Source organism: Plantactinospora sp. CA-294935 (assembly GCF_050936445.1).
Classification (GTDB): Bacteria; Actinomycetota; Actinomycetes; order Mycobacteriales; family Micromonosporaceae; genus Plantactinospora.
On the sequence record NZ_JBNJMU010000001.1, the window covers coordinates 2,142,629 to 2,162,226 of the forward strand.

At 72.3% G+C, this 19,598-nt stretch carries 16 protein-coding genes and 1 pseudogene; 5 read left to right on the forward strand and 12 right to left on the reverse strand.

Annotated features, from left to right (window positions below):
- Positions 1-16: 16 nt before the first annotated feature.
- The 5 genes from ACQEVC_RS09665 to ACQEVC_RS09685 all read right to left on the reverse strand — a co-directional run bounded on the left by ACQEVC_RS09665 (position 17) and on the right by ACQEVC_RS09685 (position 5,261).
- Positions 17-1,855 (reverse strand): NHL domain-containing thioredoxin family protein, encoded by a 1,839-nt coding sequence (locus tag ACQEVC_RS09665; protein WP_432875336.1) that lies wholly within the window; start codon positions 1,853-1,855, stop codon positions 17-19.
- 131 nt (positions 1,856-1,986) lie between these two features.
- On the reverse strand, positions 1,987-2,337 hold the full coding sequence (locus ACQEVC_RS09670; protein ID WP_432875338.1) for a hypothetical protein: 351 nt from the start codon (positions 2,335-2,337) through the stop codon (positions 1,987-1,989).
- A 285-nt stretch (positions 2,338-2,622) separates the two neighbouring features.
- Entirely contained in the window at positions 2,623-3,408 is a 786-nt protein-coding gene (locus tag ACQEVC_RS09675) for a class I SAM-dependent methyltransferase (RefSeq protein ID WP_432875341.1), read from the reverse strand.
- An 18-nt stretch (positions 3,409-3,426) separates the two neighbouring features.
- On the reverse strand, positions 3,427-4,218 hold the full coding sequence (locus ACQEVC_RS09680; protein WP_432875344.1) for an ABC transporter permease: 792 nt from the start codon (positions 4,216-4,218) through the stop codon (positions 3,427-3,429).
- Positions 4,219-4,229: 11 nt separating this feature from the next.
- On the reverse strand, positions 4,230-5,261 hold the full coding sequence (locus ACQEVC_RS09685; RefSeq protein ID WP_432875347.1) for an ABC transporter substrate-binding protein: 1,032 nt from the start codon (positions 5,259-5,261) through the stop codon (positions 4,230-4,232).
- A 349-nt stretch (positions 5,262-5,610) separates the two neighbouring features.
- Here ACQEVC_RS09685 and ACQEVC_RS09690 point away from each other — a divergent pair, with 349 nt between their 5' ends.
- On the forward strand, positions 5,611-5,805 hold the full coding sequence (locus ACQEVC_RS09690; protein WP_239312855.1) for a winged helix-turn-helix domain-containing protein: 195 nt from the start codon (positions 5,611-5,613) through the stop codon (positions 5,803-5,805).
- Positions 5,806-5,900: 95 nt separating this feature from the next.
- On the opposite strand, the gene ACQEVC_RS09695 is transcribed toward ACQEVC_RS09690, so the two are convergent.
- The 5 genes from ACQEVC_RS09695 to pdhA all read right to left on the reverse strand — a co-directional run bounded on the left by ACQEVC_RS09695 (position 5,901) and on the right by pdhA (position 13,408).
- Positions 5,901-8,975, reverse strand: a complete 3,075-nt coding sequence (locus tag ACQEVC_RS09695) for a hypothetical protein (protein ID WP_432875350.1) — start codon at positions 8,973-8,975, stop codon at positions 5,901-5,903.
- Between the two features lie 361 nt (positions 8,976-9,336).
- The gene (locus ACQEVC_RS09700) at positions 9,337-9,474 is read right to left on the reverse strand and encodes a hypothetical protein (protein ID WP_203867450.1); all 138 of its coding nucleotides are present in this window, start codon (positions 9,472-9,474) and stop codon (positions 9,337-9,339) included.
- Between the two features lie 234 nt (positions 9,475-9,708).
- Complete coding sequence (locus ACQEVC_RS09705) at positions 9,709-11,229, reverse strand: 2-oxo acid dehydrogenase subunit E2 (RefSeq protein ID WP_432875354.1); 1,521 nt, start codon at positions 11,227-11,229, stop codon at positions 9,709-9,711.
- A gap of 5 nt (positions 11,230-11,234) precedes the next feature.
- Positions 11,235-12,224 (reverse strand): alpha-ketoacid dehydrogenase subunit beta, encoded by a 990-nt coding sequence (locus ACQEVC_RS09710; protein WP_432875357.1) that lies wholly within the window; start codon positions 12,222-12,224, stop codon positions 11,235-11,237.
- Positions 12,224-13,408, reverse strand: a complete 1,185-nt coding sequence (pdhA, locus tag ACQEVC_RS09715) for a pyruvate dehydrogenase (acetyl-transferring) E1 component subunit alpha (RefSeq protein WP_432875360.1) — start codon at positions 13,406-13,408, stop codon at positions 12,224-12,226. The genes ACQEVC_RS09710 and pdhA overlap by 1 nt, the downstream gene beginning before the upstream one ends.
- Before the next feature lie 483 nt (positions 13,409-13,891).
- On the opposite strand from pdhA, the gene ACQEVC_RS09720 reads away from it, so the two are divergent.
- Entirely contained in the window at positions 13,892-14,692 is an 801-nt protein-coding gene (locus ACQEVC_RS09720; protein ID WP_432875363.1) for a hypothetical protein, read from the forward strand.
- A gap of 277 nt (positions 14,693-14,969) precedes the next feature.
- Here the strand turns inward: ACQEVC_RS09720 and ACQEVC_RS09725 are convergent, their stop codons facing one another.
- A complete protein-coding gene (locus tag ACQEVC_RS09725) occupies positions 14,970-15,665 on the reverse strand; it encodes an NUDIX hydrolase (protein ID WP_432875366.1) in 696 nt (231 codons plus the stop codon).
- Positions 15,666-16,056: 391 nt separating this feature from the next.
- Between ACQEVC_RS09725 and ACQEVC_RS09730 the strand changes: the two genes are divergently transcribed.
- The 3 genes and pseudogenes from ACQEVC_RS09730 (at position 16,057) to ACQEVC_RS09740 (ending at position 18,359) form a co-directional block, all read left to right on the forward strand.
- Positions 16,057-17,589, forward strand: coding sequence for a M28 family metallopeptidase (locus tag ACQEVC_RS09730; RefSeq protein ID WP_432875369.1), 1,533 nt, complete (start codon positions 16,057-16,059; stop codon positions 17,587-17,589).
- A 154-nt stretch (positions 17,590-17,743) separates the two neighbouring features.
- A pseudogene (locus tag ACQEVC_RS09735) lies at positions 17,744-17,923 on the forward strand (Uma2 family endonuclease); the annotation flags it as partial.
- Between the two features lie 16 nt (positions 17,924-17,939).
- Positions 17,940-18,359, forward strand: coding sequence for a Uma2 family endonuclease (locus tag ACQEVC_RS09740; protein WP_432875371.1), 420 nt, complete (start codon positions 17,940-17,942; stop codon positions 18,357-18,359).
- A gap of 6 nt (positions 18,360-18,365) precedes the next feature.
- Here ACQEVC_RS09740 and ACQEVC_RS09745 read toward each other — a convergent pair whose 3' ends face one another.
- On the reverse strand, positions 18,366-19,595 hold the full coding sequence (locus tag ACQEVC_RS09745; RefSeq protein WP_432875373.1) for a hypothetical protein: 1,230 nt from the start codon (positions 19,593-19,595) through the stop codon (positions 18,366-18,368).
- Positions 19,596-19,598: the final 3 nt, after the last annotated feature.

The window sequence follows — 19,598 nt, forward strand, 5'->3', positions numbered from 1 at the left end:
CGTACCTGGTCGAGGGTCAGCCGTCCAGGCCGCGCAGGATGAGCGGCAGCCGGCGTACCCCGTCCGGGGTGATGCGGACCGGCACGCCCCAGTCCTGGCGGCTCAGGTGGCAGGCGGCGTGCTCGGCCTCGGCGTCGCAGGTGGCGGCCTGCGCGACGACTTGGAGCACACCCGAGCTGACCTGGTCGTTCAGCACCAGCCGGCGGGACAGCTCGGTGCCCACCCCGGCACCGTCGAGCAGCAACTCGGGCGGGGAGGCGGAGACCTCCAGCCGGGTGGAAGGGCCGAACGAGGAGTCCAGCTTCTGCCCGGGCGGCGGCTCGAAGATGACGTCCAGGCTCAGCTCACCCGCGGCGAGATCGGTCGGCGGGCGCTCCGTACGGTGTCGACTTCCGGCGATCGTGCTGGCCCCGGCGGCGGAGAGCGCGCCCGGCGCCAGCCGGCTCAGCCGGTGTCCGGCGGACTCGACCACCAGCACCTCGCCGTCCGGGGTCAGCACCACGTCGCTCGGCTCGGCCAGCCCGGAGGCGACCGTCGAGACGGTGCCGGTCTCCGGGTCGAACCGCCGGACCGCGCCGTTGTAGGTGTCGGCCACCAGCACCGAGCCGTCCGGCAGCGCGCCGACCCCCAGCGGATGCTGGAACAGCGCCTGCTCGGCCGGGCCGTCGACGTGGCCGAAGTCGAAGAGCCCCTGCCCGACGGCGGTGCTCAGCACCCCGTCGGAGACGAACCGCAGCGCGCTGGTCTCACTGTCGGCGACCCACAGCCGGCGACCGTCGGCAGAGGTCGAGAGTCCGGACGGCTGGGCCATCCAGACGTCCGGCAGCGGCCCGTCCCGCAGCGCCTCCACGGTGGTGCCGGCGTAGACGCCGACGGTCCGCTTGATGGGGTCGAACCACCAGAGCTGGTGGATCCCGGCCATCGCCACGATGACCCGGTCGTCGTACCAGGCCAGGTCCCAGGGGGAGGAGAGGTCGGCGGCGAGCGCGTCGTGCGCGTGGTCGTCCACGGTGGAGCGCCACTGCCGGCCGGTACCGGCCACGGTGATCACCTCGCCGGTCGCCAGCCGTACGCCCCGGAGCAGGTGGTTGACGGTGTCCGCGACCACGATGTCGTAGCCGGCGACCTCGGCGGCGTGCTCGGGCAACCGGCACAGGCCCTGCGGCTCGGCGAACCGGGCCACCTCGGCCGGGCCGTCCGACCGGCCCCGCTCGGTGGAGCCGATCCGGCGCAGCACCGTCTCGCCGTCCGGGGCCAGCTCGACCACGGAGTGCCGGGCCGAGTCCGAGACCAGCAGGTTTCCGCCGTCCAGCACGATCGCCTTGCCGGGGAACCGCAGCGCGGTCTCCGGCTCGGCCGGCGGCACGTACGGGCCGTCGCCCCGGTGCAGCGTGCCCTTGGCCTCGTGCGTGGCGATCAACTCGTCGAGCAGCCGGGAGAGCCCCTCGGCGTGCCCCTCGCCGGCCATCGAGGCGACGACGTAGCCCTCCGGGTCGATCACGTTCAGCGTCGGCCACGCCTTCGCGGCGTACTGCTGCCAGACGGCCATCTCCGCGTCGTCGAGTACGGGGTGGGCGACGCCGTACCGCTCGACGGCGGCGGCCAGGGCGTCCGGATCGCGCTCGTGCTCGAACTTCGGCGAGTGCACCCCGATCACCACCAGGGTGTCGCCGTACTTCTCCTCCAGCGGGCGCAACTCGTCCAGTACATGCAGGCAGTTGATACAGCAGAAGGTCCAGAAGTCCAGAATGACTATCTTGCCGCGAAGGTCCGGCAATGTCAGATCCGTTCCGCCGGTGTTGAGCCACCGGCGGCCCCTCAGCTCGGGCGCACGGACGCGGGGCGAAGTAGCCATACGGCCACCCTGCCATGTCGTCGCCGAGAACGGTCCCGGGCCCCGCGCATTGTGGTACGCCGAACCGGCCGCGCCCCGGCCCCACCCACCGGGACCGGGCCGCACCGCCGGACCAGCGGACCGGCCGGCGGCTACGGCGACGAGTCGACCCGCGGCCGTGCCTCGGTGGACAGGACGGTGCCGGCGCGGCGGAGCATGTCGGTCAGCGCCTCCGCCAGGGCACCGCCCTGCTCGACGGTGATGTGGAAGACCTGCCGGTCCTCGAAGTCGGTCCGGGCGAACCGGATGAAGGGTCGCGGCTGGGGGTCGTCGATGTACTGCACGAGTTGAGCCCTGACCTCGACCGCCTGCCGGTCATCCTGCGGATTGCAGTCGTACCACCGGCTGGCGTGGGTCGGGGGTGAGGAATCGGGGTGGGTGCCGCGAAAGTTCGCGGTGCATTCGCCCGGGTCACACCAGCCCGGATGCGGATCGGTGGCCATCGGCGGCTCCTTGCGAAACTGTCAGGGTCTCGGACGCGGAAGTGCGTGGCTGTCGTGGCGAGGTCCCCGCACCGACGGACTCCACGACGCCACGTCGTGCCGGTCCGCCGCCGTAGCGGGCGTTACGCTGCGTGACTCGATGGCGTCGGTCGGCAGCGCCCGATAGACCTTATCCAATGTGTGCTGCCACCACTCGGTCAGGTGTCGGGCAGGTTGCCGGTATTCGGTGCGATTGTCTCTTCGTCGATCCCGCCCCGACGATTTCCGGTCTCAGCCGATCCGTGCTCAACGCGGGCGCCGCCCGATGGTGGACAGCGCGAGATTGCTCTTGACCCTCAGCTCGGGGACGAGGAGCAGTTGCCGGAAGGCGTCGAGGTCCGCCGGTGACATACCCGCATCGATCAGCTTCTGGCGGATGGCACCAGCGGTCCCCCACGGGAGTAGGCATCCGTGGCTGCCGCCCGGCCAGGTCCCGGTGTGCCCGACGGTGTCGCACTCCGTCAGGCCGAGGTCGAGCATCGCACCGTGCACCCGGCGGCTCCACTTCGAGCGGTTCCCGGCGTCCTGCAACGCGGTCTGGAACGCGTCGTGATAGGCGCCGAACAGCCGGTCGGCCTCGTCGGGGTCCGGCGCGGCCAACACACTCGTACGCCAGGTCGGCTCGAACTCCTCGACGGCCAGGATGCCGTGCGGGTTGAGGGCGTCGACGAGTTTCCTGAGGACGTCGAGCCGCTGCGGCAGGTGTCCGAGTAGGAGCCGGACGTGGATGAGGTCGAACCTCCCGGGCAGGGGCTCGGTCACGACATCGTGCTCGCGCAGGTCGACCCGGGGATCCCGCTGGCAGGGGCGCAGGTCGACATCGGTGGCGATCACCTCGCCGCGCGGGGCCAGCCCGGCGATCGTGGCGGCGATGCTGCTCGCGCCCACCGCGACCACCAGACAGCGGGCGTCCTGGGCGATTCCCGCATCGCGGAGCCGGCGCTCGCTGAACGGGTCGTACATGCCCGCCAAAGCCCGGAGCATCACGTCGTTGTCGGTTTCGGCGTCCTGGAAGATGTACGTGGTCGTCACGGTGTCTCCTCGTGGCTGTCAGGCGGTGGTGTGCCGGATCCAGGGGGCGATCGCCCGCAGGGTGGCGGTGAGGGCGTAGAAGAGGTTGATGCTCATCGCGGCGAGCACGACGATCGCCGCCCAGGCCAGGGCCGCGTTGGTGCCGGCGTTCTGGATGACGACGCCGAGCCCCTCGGTCGCGCCGAACAACTCGGCGACGGTCGCGCCGATGAGCGCGAGCGGTAGGGCGATCCGGAGGCCGCCGAAGATGTGCGGGAGCGCGGCGGGCACCCGGAACTTCAGAAAGGTGGTCCACCGCGAGGCGTTGAGGGACTTGGCCAACTCCACGAACTCCGCGGAGGTGGCGGTCAGCCCGGTACTGGTGGCCAGGGCGATGGGGAAGAAACACATCAGCCAGACCAGCACCACCTTCGGTCCTGCCCCGAACCCGCCGATGGTGATGAGCAGCGGCGCGAAGACCGGCTTCGGTGTGCTGCTGAGGGTCAACAGCATCGGGTACAGGGCCCGTTCGAGCCGGCGTGATGCCGCGAGGACGGTCCCGAGCAGCACGGCGGAGGCGATCGCGAGAGCAAATCCCGCCATCGCCTCGCCGAGGGTGACGGCTGCGTTCCGCAGCAGATAGCCCGGCTCGTCCCGGATCGCCGCGGCCACCGCCGGTGGCCCCGGCACGATGTACGGCGCGACGTCCAGGGCGACAACCGCCGCCCACCAGGCGGCGACGAACCCGGCAATGCCCACCAGCGGCGTTCCGACGGTGGTCAGCGCGGTCCGCCAGCGGGGTAGACGCGCGGAGCCTGCGCGGCTCGGCATGCCGGGCCGGCCTACCCGACCAGGTCGGACGCGATGATGTCGTTCGGGGTGAGGCCCACCGGAATCGTGCCGGCAGCCTGGAGGATCGCGATGTTCTTGGCCATCCGCGTCTCGCTGAAGTGGCCGAGCGGGCCGTCCGAGATGCCCTCGACGTACGCCCGCAGGGCCTTGACCTCGGCGACCGCCGCCGCGGGCGGCTGTCCCTGCGTCTCCTTCTCCGACGCGTAGATCTGGCCCGCCTCTTCGGGATGGTTGATCGCGTACTCCACTCCCCGCAGCAGCGCCCGGTTGAAGCGGCGGACCAGATCCGGCTTCTTCTGCGCGGTCTCGGTGGTGACACCGATGGCGGAACCGTGCAGGTCGCCGATGTAGTCCGTGAAGGGCAGGGTCACGAGATCCTGCTTCGCCACTGTCCGGACCGACTCCACCGCCGGGACGAACTGGCTGATCGCGTCGACCTTCTTCTGGGCCAGCATCGCCGCGTGCTGGGTCGCGATCGGGTTGCTCACCCACTTGACCTTGGAGGGGTCGAAGCCGGCCAGTCGGGCATAGGTGTTGAAGAGGAGGTAGTTGATCCCGCCGGGTATGTAGGAGAGCGTTCTGCCGGCGAGGTCGCGCGGCGTGGCGATGCCGCTCGACCTGAGCGCGACGAAGCATGCCAGGTTCCGCTGATGCAGCACGGAGGTCAGCCTGAAGTTCTTGATGCCACCGCCACGGGTGAACTCGATCATCGCGCCGTTCACGTCCACCGTCGCGAAGGTGGCCTGACCGCCGGCCAGGGTCTGTAGGTTGCTCGTGGTGCCCTTGCCCGGAAGGACCTGGACCTCCAGCCCGACCTCGGTGAACCAGCCCTTGGCCCGGGCCACGAAGATCGGGGCTTCGCGGCCCTGGAAGCCTGCCCCGCTCAGGATCGAAACCTTCTCCACCGGCAGTTCGCTACCGCCGCTCCCGTCGCCGTCGCCGTCGTTGCAGGCCGCTATCGCCGCGGTGGCGGTAACCGCCGCACCGGCCAGCAGGCGGCGGCGGGTCAGTACGAGCGTCATCTGATCTCCTCACACTTGTAAAGCTTGGTAAGCCAAGTCGGTGGTCGGGATCCTCCGGCCAAGGGGGCCCCGTGGGCTGGGCGCGGATGGCATGCGATGCGGGTCATGGTCGGGCCGTTGTGGTGGCACGACGGAGGAGCGGGTGCGGACGGACTCGGAGGAGCCGCCTGCCGTGGAGATCACCCGGACCTGCCCAGCCAACTTAGATTGCCAGGTAAGCCAAGTCAACGTCGATGTCTAGGCTTGCTTGTGTCGCCAGGTCAGTCGTGGTCCGATCTTGGTTGACTACACAAGGGGACCTCATATGCCTGCACCTGCCTCGCCGGCCGAGCCGGTGTACCGCCGCGTCATGCGAGACGTAGAGGCCAAGATCGCGAGTGGCGAGCTTCGGCCGGGCGACCAGCTACCCTCGATCAGCCAGCTCCGGGAGCAGTACAAGTGCTCGGCGCCGACCATCAAGCAGGCGTTGGCACGGCTACAGGAGCGGGGTGTGCTCCAGGGGCATCAGGGCAGGGGCGTGTACGTGACCCCCGCTCCCGACTGACCCCGGCGACCGGGGCGCCGGACCGGCACAGCGACGACCAGCGCCCCGCCTGGCAGCCAGGCGGGGCGCTGAACGAGGTCAGCCGTTTCGGGCGGCTATCCGCCGGCCGGAGCCGCCGCCGGTTGCAGGCAGAGCACTTCCTTGCGGTCCGGTACGACGATCGTCTGCGGGGTGTCCGCCGGGCACTCGTTCTTGTCGGTCACCTTCGAGGCAACCTTGAAGACGCCCTGCTCGGCGCAGTCCGCGATCACCGGCGTGCCGCCGGCGTCCTTGACACAGGCGCCCACCGCCGGGTTGAACGGTGGTGCCGCGTCCTCGCCGCCGATCTTGCCGAGCAGCCAGAGCGTGCCCAGCGGGATCGCCAGCAGCAGTACCGCCGCGACCAGCACCAGGAACAGCACCTTGCCGTTGCGTACCTGCGGCGTCGGCGGCTCGGTCTTCGTCTCCGACTCCGCCGCCTCCGGCTTGAACGAGTCGAACCGGCCCTGCTCGCCCTCGTTCGCACCGCCCCAGCCCGGTCCGGCGGACGCGGGTGACCCGTACGGAGGCGCGCCGCCAGGCGGTGCCCCGTACGTCCCCGGTCCCGCCCCGGGTGCTCCGTACGCCGTCGGTGCCGCACCCGCGGCACCGGACCGGCCGAATCCGGGGCCGTCCCCTTCCGGCGGCGGCCCGAAGCCCGGCTGCCCGGGCGGTGGCCCGAAGCCCGGCTGTCCGGGCGGTGGCCCGAAGCCCGGTTGCCCGGGCGGTGGCCCGAAGCCCGGTTGCCCAGGGGGTGGCCCGAAGTCGGGCTGCCCGGGCGGTCCGCCGAACCGGTCGGTGCCGGGCGGGGCGGAAGCGCCGAACTGGCCGGCCCCGGCCGGGCCGGGGCCACCGAAGCGGTCCCCGTCGAAGGGAGCAGGGCCGCCACCGGCCGGACCAGGACCGAACTGGCCGCCACCGGCCGGTCCGGGGCCACCGAACCGGTCGGGCTCGCCCTGGCCGGGGCCGCCGAACCGATCCCCGTCGAACGGGGCCGGTCCACCGAACCGGTCCTGATCAGTTTGGCCTGGTCCACCGAACCGGTCCTGATCCGTTTGGCCTGGTCCACCGAACCGGTCCTGATCAGTTTGGCTTGGGCCGCCGAACCGGTCCTGTCCAGCCTGGCCTGGGCCGCCGAACCGGTCTCCGTCGAACGGGGCCGGCCCACTCGGACCGCCGGATCCGTCCACCCCGACCCCGCCCTGGCCGGGCATGCCACCGGGACCGATCAGATCGGCGAAGGCCGACCCGCCCGGCGGGTGGTTCGGGGCGTCGGGTTGGGGTGTCCGGGCGCCGGGAACCGCTACCCGGGTCGCCGGTGGGTCGTCGGGGAAGCCGTCGCCGCGCTCGCCCTGCCCTGGTTGGGCCGGTGGCGCACCGTAGACCGTCGGGCCGGCCCGGCGTGCGTCGGCAGCACCCGGCCGGTCGGCGTCCCAGCCACCGCCGGGTGCACCACCCGGCCGGTCGCCGTCCCAGCCACCGCCGGGTGCACCACCCGGCCGGTCGCCGTCCCAGCCGGCAGGACCGGCTGGCGACCCCGGTTGGTTGGTGTCCCAGCCGCCCGGTCCGCCGGTCGGCGCCGGTTGCTGGTCAGGCTCGTCCGCGCCGGCCGGTCGGCCGTACACCCGGGGCTTGGGCGCCGGTACCGAGGCCGCGGCGGCGAGGTCGGCGGGGGGCAGTACCCGGCTCGCCGCGGGTACGGCCGCACTCCCGGCCACGGCGCGACCGGTGGGCCGGTCGGGTGAACCCGCCGACTCCGGCTGCCCCGGTACGCCGGGTACGGAGACCCGGCCGGCCACCGCCGAATCGGTCGGAAGCCGCGGCTGCGGTACGACCGGTGCGGCGCCGGGTGTGGGCACGGGCGACTGCGGTGCGGCGTCGGGTACCTCGGGCGCCCAGCCACCCTGTTCCCGGGCCGGCGAGCCGTACTCGCCCGGCGTCTGGCGACCGGCGGACGGGGGAAAGTCGGCCGGTGGTGACGCCGCCAGGCTGGCCCCGGGGATCCGGGTCTCCTGCGGCGGCAGCGGTACGGCGTTTCCGGGCGAGATGCCCGGCGCCGGACGCGGCTGGTACGCCGGCCCGTCCGGCTCGCGCCGGTCGAAGTCGGGCTCGCGCCGGTCGAACGCCGGCTCGCGCCGCTCGAAGTCGGGCTCGCGCCGCTCGAAGTCCGGCTCGCGCCGCTCGAAGTCGGGCTCCTGGCGGTCGAACTCGGGTCGGGACGGCTCGAACGGGCCGGGCCGGCCGTCGCCGGGTCCCGTCGACCAGGTCGGCGCCTGGGGTGCCCAGGCGGAGGACTGCGGCGCACCGTCGTGCGGCGCGTCCGGCTCGGCGGGGTGGGGGCGGTCGGCGGGGTGTTGTGGATAGTCGCTCGGCGGTCCGCCGGAGTCCGGGCGGGACCCGGAATCCGCGCGGGACGATGCGGCGCCCCATACCTCGGATGCCGGCCACGGCTCACCCTCGGGGATGGCCGGTCGGGTGACCGGCGGATAGCTCGGCGGCTCGGCCGGCTGGGCGGGGCTACCCGGTGCCGCCGACGGATAGGCGGGGCTGCCAGGTGCCGCCGACGGGTACGCCGGGGCACCGTACTGCTGGCCGGGGTAGCTCGGGGCACCGCCGGCCGACGGGTCCGGATAACCGGGCGCTCCGGCGGGCGAGCCGGGCTGGTCGGGATAACCCTGCGGGCCGGACGCGGGCGGATATCCGGGCGGGCCACTCGACGGCTCGGCGGGCTGGCCGGCCCCGGTCCAGCGCGGTGGACCGGACTGGTTCGGCGGGCTTCCCCACTCCGGCGGGAAGCCCGAGCCCTCCGAGGGTGCCGGCGGTGTGCCGGCGGACTCCGGGGGCGGACCCCACGGGCCGTCCGGGCGGGGGCCGGGCGTACCCGGCTCGTCGCCCGGTGTCGCCCAGCCGGCCGGGCCGGGGTGGCCCGGGGCACCGCCCGGTGGTTCGTTCCAGGCCACCGGCGCGCTGGCCCGCCCGGCGGGCGGCGGCGGAGCCCAACCGAAATCGGCCGGTGGCGTACCAACGGATCCCTGGGGCGGGAACCGGTCGTCGTGGTGTGGTGCGGGGTTGCCGTACGGGGCTGGGCCTGCGGCGCCCGGCGCAGCCTCGTCCGGCCACCGGCCGGGTTGCTGCGGATCCTCGGACGTCATGCGCGCGCCTCCTCCATCACATGTAGGCCGCGCCGGTCTCACGCGCCGATCGCCAGCCAGATTGCCGGCGACTCCGGCGTGACACCGGGCTGGGCAAGCTCCCCGCACGGTAGCCGGTCCAGGCCGGCACCGCCCGGGCAGCGCGGGTCGCCGGGCCCGGTCGTCCAGGGCGAGCCGAACTGACATCTGCTCGGCGCACGTCCTACCGGCCGGTCGGGGCGGCGACCGAGCCCCACCGTACCGGGCGGTGTCGTGGGGGCGGTACTCCGGTGGCGTGCGGGTGGGAAACACCGACGGCCCGTCCGGAGTGCTCCGGACGGGCCGTCGGTGTGGTGCGGAGGAGGTGAGGAGTCTGTCGAGGTCAGCCGTAGTAACGCTGCGCGGCGATCAGGATCTCGTCCCGGACGGCCGGCGAACTCGTCGCCCGCAGCGCCCGCTCGATCGCCCGCGCGCGCCGCGCGCTGTCCCGGCGGTTACGAAGTCGGTTGAGCATGCTCATGGTGTTGCGCCCCCTGGCTATTCGGTTGTGCCCGCGTCTGTTGAGTCCATTGAACCTCGCCAGCATGGTGTCCGCCACCGATTAGTAGGTGAGCTGAGACACCAGCCGAAGAATCAAAGGTCTGAGGGCCATCGTGGCGATGTTTCTTCGTAACCTTACGGAAACAGCCGGTGTGCCCGGGAGTAACCCGGGGCACACCGGCCGGCTGTGACAGGTGCTGCCGTGTGGTGGAGGTCAGGTCCAGCCGAGCAGCGCTGCCTCCGGATCGGCCAGGAAGTCACCTACGTCGCGCAGGAACTTCGACCCCAACTCGCCGTCGATGATCCGGTGGTCGAAGGAGAGCCCGAGCGTGGTCACCTGACGGACCTTGACCTTGCCCTTGTGCACCCAGGGCATCTCCCGGATCGCGCCGAACGCCAGGATCGCCGACTCGCCCGGGGGCAGGATCGGGGTACCGGTGTCGACGCCGAAGACGCCGACGTTGGTGATGGTGAGGGTGCCGCCGGACATGTCCGCCGGAGCCGTCTTCCCCGCCTTGGCGGTCTGCACCAGTGCCGTCATCGCGTCGGCCAGCTCGCGCAGACTGAGCCGGCCGGCGTCCTTGATGTTCGGCACGATCAGGCCGCGCTCGGTCGCCGCCGCGATGCCCAGGTTGACGTACTCCTTGACGACGATCTCCTCGCCGGCCCAGGTCGAGTTGACCATCGGATGCCGGCCGACCGCCAGCAGCACGGCCTTGGCGACCAGCAGCAGCGGGGAGACCCGGACGTCCTGCCACTCCCGGCGCTTGCGCAGCCGGTCGAGCGCCTTCATCGAGCGGGTCACGTCGACCGTCAGGAACTCGGTGACGTGCGGCGCGGTGAACGCCGACGCGGCCATGTTCTGCGCGGTGAGCTTGCGAACGCCCTTGACCGGGATCCGCTGCTCCCGGTCCGGCCCGAAGGCCGACGCCGTCGCGGTCCCGGTCGTCGGCGCCGGTTCGGCCGCCGTTGCCGTGCCCGCCGCCGCCAGGTGTACGTCGTCCCGGGTGATCGAGCCGAGCGGCCCCGACCCGGTCAGGGTACGCAGGTCGACCCCGAGATCCTTGGCGAGTTTGCGCACCGGCGGCTTGGCCAACACCAGTCCACCCGGTGCGGCGGCACTCCCGCCGGTCTGCGGTGCCGGCTCGGCAGCCGCCGGACGTACCGGCTCGGCAGCCGCCGGACGTACCGGCTCGGCAGCCGCCGGACGCACCGGGTCGGCTGCGGCCGGGCGTACCGGCTCGGGCGTCGGGCGTACCGGCTCGGGAGCCGGAGCCGCCACCGGCGCACCGTTCGAGGCGGGTACCCCGGCGCCCTTGCGCGGGCGGCGCTTCGCGGCACCGGTGCGCGGGCCGTACCCGACCAGCACCGCCGTCCGGCCACCCGGAGCGGGCCCGCCGATCAGGCCGGGCTCGACGGCGCCCTCGGCGGGCGCGATCTCGACAGCGGCCAGCGACGCCGCCGACGGCTCCGGCAGGTCACCGGCGCCCGGGTCGGTGTCCACGGCGAAGATCGGCGAGCCGACGTCGACCACCGTGCCCTCGTCGTGGAAGATCGCGGTGATCTTGCCGGCCCACTTGGCCGGGATCTCGACGGCCGCCTTCGCCGTCTCGACCTCGACGACCGGCTGATTCAGCTCGACAATGTCGCCGACTGCGACCAGCCACTTGAGGATCTCGCCCTCGGTCAGCCCCTCGCCGAGGTCGGGCAGGGGGAACTCCCTGACGCGCGACATTCCGCTCACCACCCGAAGGTGCGGTCGACGCCGTCGAGCACCCGGTCGAGGTTGGGCAGGTAGTCCTCCTCCAGCCGGGCGGCCGGATAGGGCGTGTCGAAGCCGGTTACCCGGAGTACCGGGGCCTCCAGGGAGTAGAAGCACTCCTCGGTGATCCGGGCCGTGATCTCGGAACCGAGGCCGAGGTTGCCGGGGGCCTCGTGCACCACCACGCACCGTCCGGTGCGCTTCACCGACTCGTAGACCGGGCCGAGGTCCAGCGGGGAGAGGGTACGCAGGTCGATCACCTCAAGGTCCCGACCGTCCTCCTCGGCGGCGGTGGCCGCCTCCATCGCGGTACGCACCATCGGCCCGTACGCCAGCAGCGTGGCGTCCCGGCCCGGCCGGACCACCCGGGCGGCGTGCAGCGGGTACGCGTCGCCGAGCGGGGCGTCCAGGTCCACCTGGCCCTTCTCGTGGTAGCGCCGCTTCGGCTCGAAGAAGACGATCGGGTCGTCCGAGGCGACCGCCTGCTGGATCATCGTGTACGCGTCCTGCGGCGACGAGCAGGCGACCACCTTCAGCCCGGCGGTGTGCGCGAAGTACGCCTCCGGGGACTCCGAGTGGTGCTCGACCGCGCCGATGCCGCCGCCGAACGGGATGCGGATGACCATCGGCACCCTGACCTTGCCCTGCGAGCGGTAGTGCATCTTCGCCACCTGCGACACGATCTGGTCGTACGCCGGGTAGACGAAGCCGTCGAACTGGATCTCGCAGATCGGCCGGTACCCCCGGATGGAGAGCCCGACCGCGGTGCCGATGATGCCGGACTCGGCGAGCGGGGTGTCGATCACCCGGTTCTCGCCGAAGTCCTTCTGGAGCCCGTCGGTGATCCGGAAGACGCCGCCGAGCTTGCCGACGTCCTCGCCCATGATCACGACCTTGGGGTCGTGCTCCAGTGCGCGGCGCAGGCCGCGGTTGATCGCCTTGCCCAGGGTGAGGGTCTCGGTGGCCATCAGTGCACGCTCCCCTCGAACGAGTCCAGGTAACGGGCGGTGAACTCGCGCTGCGCGTCCACCTCGGGTGAGCCGTTCGGGAACACGTGGTCGAAGAGGGTCAGTGGCTCGGGGTCGGGCATCTCCAGCACCCGCTCGCGCAGCCGCAGCGCCTCCTGCTTGGCCTGCTCCTCCACCTCGGCCAGGAACGTGTCGTCCGCGATGCCCTGCTTGGTGAGGAACGCCCGGACCCGCGCGATCGGGTCCTTGGCCTGCCACGCCTCGACCTCGCTGGCGATCCGGTAGCGCGTCGGGTCGTCCGTGGTGGTGTGCGCGCCCATCCGGTAGGTGTACGCCTCGATCAGGGTGGGGCCCTGACCGTGACGCGCGTTGTCCAGCGCCGCCCGGGTCACCGCGTACGTGGCCAGCACGTCGTTGCCGTCCACCCGTACGCCGGGGAAGCCGAAGCCGGCGGCCCGCTGGTAGAGCGGGATCCGGGTCTGCCGTTCGAGGGGTTCGGAGATGGCGTACTGGTTGTTCTGGCAGAAGAAGACGATCGGGGCGTTGAAGACGGCCGACCAGATGAAGGCCTCGTTCACGTCGCCCTGCGCGGAGGCACCGTCGCCGAAGTAGGCGATCACCGCCTCGCCGTCGTCGGTGCCGGTCCGGCCGTCCATGTTCACGCCCATCGCGTAGCCGGTGGCGTGCAGCGTCTGCGCCCCGATGACGATCGTGTACATGTTGAACTTGAACTCGTTCGGGTCCCAGCCGCCCAGGTCGACGCCACGGAACAGGCCCAGCGGCATGATCGGGTCGATGCCCCGGCAGTAGAGCACGCCGTGTTCCCGGTAGGTCGGGAAGGCCATGTCCTGCGGCCGCAGCGCCCGACCCGAACCGACCTGCGCCGCCTCCTGGCCGAGCAGGCTGGCCCAGATGCCCAGCTCGCCCTGCCGCTGCAACGCGGTCGCCTCGGCGTCCAACCGACGGACCAGCACCAGGTCCCGGTAGAGGCCGCGGTATTCCTCGTCGGTGAAGTCGACGCGGTACTCCGTGCCGTCGGACCAGGTGACCTTGTCGATGCGGTCGCCCTCGGGCGTGAGTAGTTGCACCAGGTCACCGGTGCCGGGGGATTTCCCGCCAGACCGTGCGGACCGGGGTGTGGCTCGCCTGCCGCGGGCCGTACCCGCGGGATCGCCCTTCGCCATCCCTATCTCCCTGTCGTTCGTGCGTCGGCACCGGGGGTGTCCCGACCGCGCAGCTGGTGCGCCCGTCCGGCTGCTGCCGGACCGGGGGTGGCTGCCGCGCCTGTCCCCGGTAGGGGTAGCCACGCGGCATGGACCAGATTCTGCCGAACCCGGTCCATCGAGCGCCGGCACCACGTCCTGCCTGCCGCGGGGGTGCGCGAAGGTCGCGGCCGCGTTGCCGTCGGCTCCATATTCGCAGAGCAGGTCGGTACCGCTACAGCTCGGCCTCCGTCGGATCCGGGCCGCCGCCGGCTTCGCACCACATCAACCGATTTGATCGGGTACGAACATCGGATCGACCGAAACTCGATTGCTGACACGCTGTGTGACGCTGGCCAACGCAGGGTTACTCGGCCACTGTAGGTAGCGGCGGCGTCACCCTCGCCGCGATCCGTACCACCCGGCCGCCGCCTGCCCCGCGCCGCCGACGACGAGGAGTTTTCCGTGCCCAACCACGGTTACGAGCCCCCGGCTCCCGTGCTGCTGGCCCGGCACCGCCGGTCCGGCGGCGCGCACGTCGGATATCGGAGGGTGACCGGGGTGCATCGGGCGGAAGGGCTCGGACGCCCGGCCCGCCGGTACCTGTTCACGGTCGCTCTGCTGGCCGGCACCTCTTCGTTGCCGATCCTGGCCGCCATCGGCAGCGGCTCGGCGACCGTCTCCGACGGGATGCGCCCGGCCGACGCCACCCCGTTCGTCCCACCCTCGCCGGGTGCACTGCCGGGCTACCCGACCGTCCCGCCGCTGGTGGAACCGGGACCGGCCGGTACGGGTGCCAGATCCGAGCAGACCGGCTGGCTGCCGTTCCCCGTCCCGACCGGCGCCCTGCCCGACCGGGCTTCCCCGTCCGCGGGCGAACCCGGCCGGGTGTCGCCGGAGATCGACCCGCCCGGTGCGAACGGGCCCGGTACACCGCTGCCTCCGACCGTCCGGCCACCGGCCCAGTCGCCCGCCTCGTCCCCGCCCCCGGTGACGTCGCCGTCTCCCGTGCCGTCGCCGTCGTCCGGCTCCCCGACCGGGTCGCCGTCCGCCGCGCCGACCAGGTCACCCGCGCCGACGGGCGCGCCGTCCGTCCCCGCCGCACCGGAACCGTCCCCCGCTCCGCCGACCAGCCCGGTGCCCACGCCGGGCGCTACGACCTCGGCGGGCCCGAGCGCCACCCCGGGACCGACCGGCCATCCGGCCACCCCCGCACCCACCCCCGCACCAGTACCCAGCACCCCGCCGGCCGGCAGCGCGTCCTGAGCCGCCCCGGGAGTGACGCTGTGGAACCGCCCCTCGCGGTGGCCGTCCGGCGACGTGGACCCGTCGGGGTCGACGTTGACGAGTTGTCTCTCGCGGTGGCTTGTCTGTCGCGGTGGCCGTCCGGCGGCGTGGACCCGTCGGGGTCGACGTTGACGAGTTGTCTCTCGCGGTGGCCGTCCGGCGACGCGGACCGGTCGGGGCGTGACGCCGTCGAGCTGCCCGTCCGCGCGCCCACCTGGGCGGTCGGGTGACGGATGCGGTGAAGGTGGGCCGCGGCTCAGCTCCGGGAGACCGACGGGCGGAGCATCGGTGGGTGCAGCAGTTCGGCCGGACCGCGCCGGAAGAGCTGGGCGGGCCGGCCCCGGTCGCCCTCGGTGACCCGGCCGGCCGGCTCCACGAAGCCGGCGGTACTGGTGACCTTGCGGTGGAAGTTGCGCGGGTCCAACCGGCCGCCCCAGACGGTCTCGTAGACCGTACGCAGCCGGGCGATGGTGAACTCCGGCGGACAGAACGCGGTGGCCAGCGGGGTGTACTCAAGCTTCGCCCGGGCCCGTTCGAGCCCGTCGGCCAGGATGACGTCGTGGTCGAAGGCGAGTTGGGCGTCGGCGACCCGGGACACCGGCAGCCAGTCCGCCGCCGCCGCATCCGTGCCGGCCACCGGAGGCGGTAGGTCCGGCAGCAGCGCCAGGTACGCCACGGTGACCACCCGACCCCGGGGGTCCCGCTTCGGTGACCCGTACGTGCCCAACTGTTCGAGATGGCCGATCGGCTCGGGAACTCCGGTCTCCTCGGTCAGTTCCCGGGCGGCGGCGTCCGGCAGGTCCTCGTCGAAGCCGACGAACCCGCCAGGCAGCGCCCAGCGATCGTGGTACGGCGGCACGCCCCGGCGTACCAGCAGAATGCAGAGCTCGTCCGCCCGCACGGTGAGGACCACCAGGTCGACGGTCACGGCGAACGGCGGAAATTCGGCCATCTGAATTATCACCACCTTGACGAGAAGCTATCACAGCGGTTATCGTCACTAGGACGAGAAAGGATTCGGTCCCGCACTCACCGGCCGGACCGAACTACCGGAACAAGGTCGTCGACCGGCAACGACGGCCTTCGGCGGCGCTGGCCTCCGGGCCAGCGCCGCCGCCCTGATCGGCTGGCGGGGGGCCAGGCCGCTCACCGGTGGTGTCGGCGGGCCCGGCCTGCTCTCCCAGGTCGTGGCCCGCCGGCCATCGATGGCCGATCATTGCCGGGGTCCCGCACCACCGGGCGGTAAGCACACTCGTGTGGACTATTCACCGGCCAGTGACGCATAGCTATGCTGACCTCCCTCGATAAGACCGGTAACCCCGGTGACCCGACAGGGAGGCAGCGTGGGTCGCACCAGCAACAGGTGGAGCCGTGGCCTACTGGCCACCACGCTCGTGACAGCGCTCGCGGTGGTGGCGGCGCCCGCGCCGGCACAGGCCAGCTCCGGCCTCGGGAGCCTCGGCTCCTGGGTGCTGCGCAAGGCCGTCACGGCCAAGGGCGTACACAAGCATCTCAAAGAGCTACAGAAAATCGCGGACCGCAACAACGGCAACCGCGCCTCGGGCGCGCCCGGATATGACAAGTCGGTCGACTACGCGGAAAAGGTGTTCCGGAACGCCGGATACCGGGTCACCCGGCAGGCGTTCGACTTCCAGACCTTCCTGATCAACACTCCGTCCGAACTGGAACGGGTCTCGGCGCCCGCCGGCGACCTGCCACATCGGATCATGAGCTACTCGGGCAGCGCCGACGTGACCGCACCGGCCAGCGTGCCGACCGGTGACTCCCAGGGCTGCGAACCGGGCGACTTCGGACCGGCCAACGTCGGCACCATCGTCGTGGTCAGCCGGGGCACCTGCCCGTTCGGGCAGAAGGCCAGCACGGCGGCGGCGGCCGGCGCGGCGGCGGTGGTCATCTACAACAACATCCCGGGCGACCTCTCCGGGACCCTCGGCAACGACTACACCCTGGACTTCGCCGCCGTCGGCGTCTCGCAGGCGCTCGGCCAGGAACTGGTCGGCCAGGTCGCGGGCGGTCTGACCCTGCGGGTCTTCACCGACACCTTCCGGGGCCAGGCCACCACCGAGAACATCTTCGCCGAGTCGCGCTGGGGCAACCCGGGCAACGTGGTGATGGCGGGTGCGCATCTCGACTCGGTACCGGAGGGCCCGGGCATCAACGACAACGGCAGCGGCAGCGGGGCCCTGCTGGAGATCGCCGAGCAGCTGCGCTGGTTCCCCACCAAGAACAAGGTCCGGTTCGCGCTCTGGGGCGCCGAGGAGGCCAACCTGGTCGGCTCGACGTACTACATCGCCAACCTGCCGCAGGCGGAGCGGGACAAGATCGCCCTCTACCTGAACTTCGACATGGTCGGCTCGCCGAACTACGTCCGGTTCGTCTACGACGGCGACAACTCGGCCTTCCCGCCCGGCACCGGGTCCGCAGCCGGCCCGCCCGGCTCGGGAGCGATCGAGAAGCTCTTCCACGACTACTTCCGGTCGCAGCGGCTGGCCTCGGCCGAGACGCCGTTCTCCGGGCGCAGTGACTACGGACCGTTCATCGCGGCCGGGGTGGACATCCCGTCCGGCGGCCTCTTCACCGGGGCCGAGCTGGTCAAGACGGCCGAGGAGGCCCAGGTCTACGGCGGCACGGCCGGTGCCCCCTACGACTCGTGCTACCACCAGGCCTGCGACGACATCGACAACATCAGCCTGAAGGCGATCGACGAGATGTCCGACGCGGTCGCGCACGCGCTCATCACGTACGCCTACGACACCCGCGGCCTCGACACCCCGCTGACCGGACCGACCCGCGGCAGCACCGCGCCGGCCGGTGGCGGCGGCGGACTGCACGACGACCACGAGGTCGCGATCTGATCCATCGGGTACCGGACGACGGGGCGGCGCGAATGCGCCGCCCCGTCGTCGTTACGTGAGACTGTCGCTGCTCTGGAGTTAGCGTGGCGCCCGTGAACGTCCCACCCGTAGCCTTGACCTCGTGGCTTCCCCGACCGATCCCGGAGGTTCTCCGATGAGTGCCGCCCCGATCGCCCTCGACCGGCCCGGCCCACACGGCTACACCACGGCAGACCTGCACGCCCTGCCCGATGACGGCCGGCGCTACGAGCTGATTGACGGAAGCATCATCGTGTCCCCCTCGGCCACGATCGACCACAACACCATCGCCCGGTGGATCGCCAACATCCTGGAGGATTCGTGTCCGTCTGATGAGTTCGCGGTCGGCACCGACCAGTCGACCACGGTCGACGCGCACAACGAGCCCCGGCCGGGACGTGGTGGTGACCCGGGCGGAGCACCTGCGGCGTACCCCGTTCCCGATCGTCGACGCGCTGTTGGTGGTCGAGGTGGTGTCGCCGACCTCGGCGCTGCGGGACACCGAGACCAAGCGGGCTCTCTACGCCCGGGCCGGGGTCCCGGCGTACTGGATCGTGGTGCCGGAGGAGGAGAAGCCGACCATCTCCCTCGCCGAACTGGTGCTCGACCCCGGCAGCCGGAAATACCGGTACGTCACCCACTACACCACCGAGCCGTTCGCGACCGCGCAGCCGTGGCCGGTCCGGGTGGACCTGCCCGCGCTGACCGCCCGCCGGGCCACGCTGCTGGGCCAGCCGGCCGGGCAGGGCTGACCGCCGCTATGCCGGCTCGTCGTCCATCCGCTGCCGGTTCGCCTCGATCCAGGCGTCCAGCGCCGCCGGGTCGTTCGGGTCGACGCCGTCGGCGATGAGCTGGGCCACCGCCGCCGTCGCCGGGCTGCGCCGCTCCCCGGTGGTGTAGAGCCGGACGAACTCCGGCACCATCTCCTCGATCGAGGTGTCGGTCTGGGACGCCGCCTCGGCCGGCAGTCCCCGCAGCCGGGCGGCGTACGCGGCCCAGCTCCGGACCACCCGGGGCAGCATCGCCGCGTCGTCCATGTCGAGTACCGCCCGCCGGTGCACCCAGTCGAGCAGGAACAGCCCGGCCACCGCCGGGCTCCACCGCAGCGGGTCCGGGTCGGAGAAGGTCGCCGAGTGGTCCAACACCAGGCTGAGGCAGAAGTGCAGCGAGGCGAGGTCGGCCTCGGACACCTCGGGCAGCCCGAACCGGGCGGCCTCGGGCGAGGCGAGGAAGGACCGGACCAGCCGGTCCCGCTCGGCCGTGGAGAGCGGCTCCGGCTCGTCGTCGACGGTGGCGGCCGGCGCGGGCGGGGGCAGCAGCGCCAGCCGGGCGCCGACCAGGGTCCGGTCGGTGGCCAGCGAGCCCTCGTCGGGCAGGTCCCCCAGCTCGTCGGTGATGACCAGATGCCGGGCCACCTCACCGCGCAGCCGGGCCGGATCCTCCTCGCGGAACCAGGTCAGCGCGTCGCCGGCACACATCTCCCGGACCTGACCGAGGATCCGCTCGGCGGGACCGCCGACGAAGACGTCCTTGGTGATGCCGATGTTGTGGTCCACCAGGGCCACCACGGCGTGCTCCGGCCCGCCCGACGTGCTGTCGTCGTAGGCGAAGGTGGCGAGGTAGGAGGTCTGGTCGCCGTACACGTCGCCGTAGGCGTAGCTGCCGGTCAGGCGTACCTTGCCGAGCTGGCCCGACCAGGACGGCGCCTGCGCGCCCGGCTTGACCGAGGCGGCGCCGGCGGCGTCCGGCACCAGGGCCGCGAAGACGGTCCGGATCGTGGTCGCGGCGGCGGTACGCCGACGGGACGTGGCGGAGAGGAAGTCGCTCACGAAGTGCCGAACGGCACTGTTGCGATCTTCCTCCGCGATCGCGTAGACGCTGCCCAGCAGTGCGGTGCCGAGCATCTCGGCGTCGAGCGCGCAGTCGAGCTTGGTCACGTCGCGGGCGGCATGCAGCACGGCTTCAAAGGGGGTCCGAGGCGAGGCCATGGA

Excerpts from the sequence above, each read along its gene's own strand:
- ACQEVC_RS09665 (WP_432875336.1), bottom strand. The coding sequence starts at position 1,855 with ATGGCTACTTCGCCCCGCGTCCGTGCGCCCGAGCTGAGGGGCCGCCGG.
- ACQEVC_RS09685 (WP_432875347.1), bottom strand. The coding sequence starts at position 5,261 with ATGACGCTCGTACTGACCCGCCGCCGCCTGCTGGCCGGTGCGGCGGTT.
- ACQEVC_RS09695 (WP_432875350.1), bottom strand. The coding sequence starts at position 8,975 with ATGACGTCCGAGGATCCGCAGCAACCCGGCCGGTGGCCGGACGAGGCT.
- pdhA (WP_432875360.1), bottom strand. The coding sequence starts at position 13,408 with ATGGCGAAGGGCGATCCCGCGGGTACGGCCCGCGGCAGGCGAGCCACA.
- ACQEVC_RS09725 (WP_432875366.1), bottom strand. The coding sequence starts at position 15,665 with ATGGCCGAATTTCCGCCGTTCGCCGTGACCGTCGACCTGGTGGTCCTC.
- ACQEVC_RS09670 (WP_432875338.1), bottom strand. The coding sequence starts at position 2,337 with ATGGCCACCGATCCGCATCCGGGCTGGTGTGACCCGGGCGAATGCACC.
- ACQEVC_RS09710 (WP_432875357.1), bottom strand. The coding sequence starts at position 12,224 with ATGGCCACCGAGACCCTCACCCTGGGCAAGGCGATCAACCGCGGCCTG.
- ACQEVC_RS09690 (WP_239312855.1), top strand. The coding sequence starts at position 5,611 with ATGCGAGACGTAGAGGCCAAGATCGCGAGTGGCGAGCTTCGGCCGGGC.
- ACQEVC_RS09705 (WP_432875354.1), bottom strand. The coding sequence starts at position 11,229 with ATGTCGCGCGTCAGGGAGTTCCCCCTGCCCGACCTCGGCGAGGGGCTG.
- ACQEVC_RS09700 (WP_203867450.1), bottom strand. The coding sequence starts at position 9,474 with ATGAGCATGCTCAACCGACTTCGTAACCGCCGGGACAGCGCGCGGCGC.
- ACQEVC_RS09745 (WP_432875373.1), bottom strand. The coding sequence starts at position 19,595 with ATGGCCTCGCCTCGGACCCCCTTTGAAGCCGTGCTGCATGCCGCCCGC.
- ACQEVC_RS09680 (WP_432875344.1), bottom strand. The coding sequence starts at position 4,218 with ATGCCGAGCCGCGCAGGCTCCGCGCGTCTACCCCGCTGGCGGACCGCG.
- ACQEVC_RS09740 (WP_432875371.1), top strand. The coding sequence starts at position 17,940 with ATGAGTTCGCGGTCGGCACCGACCAGTCGACCACGGTCGACGCGCACA.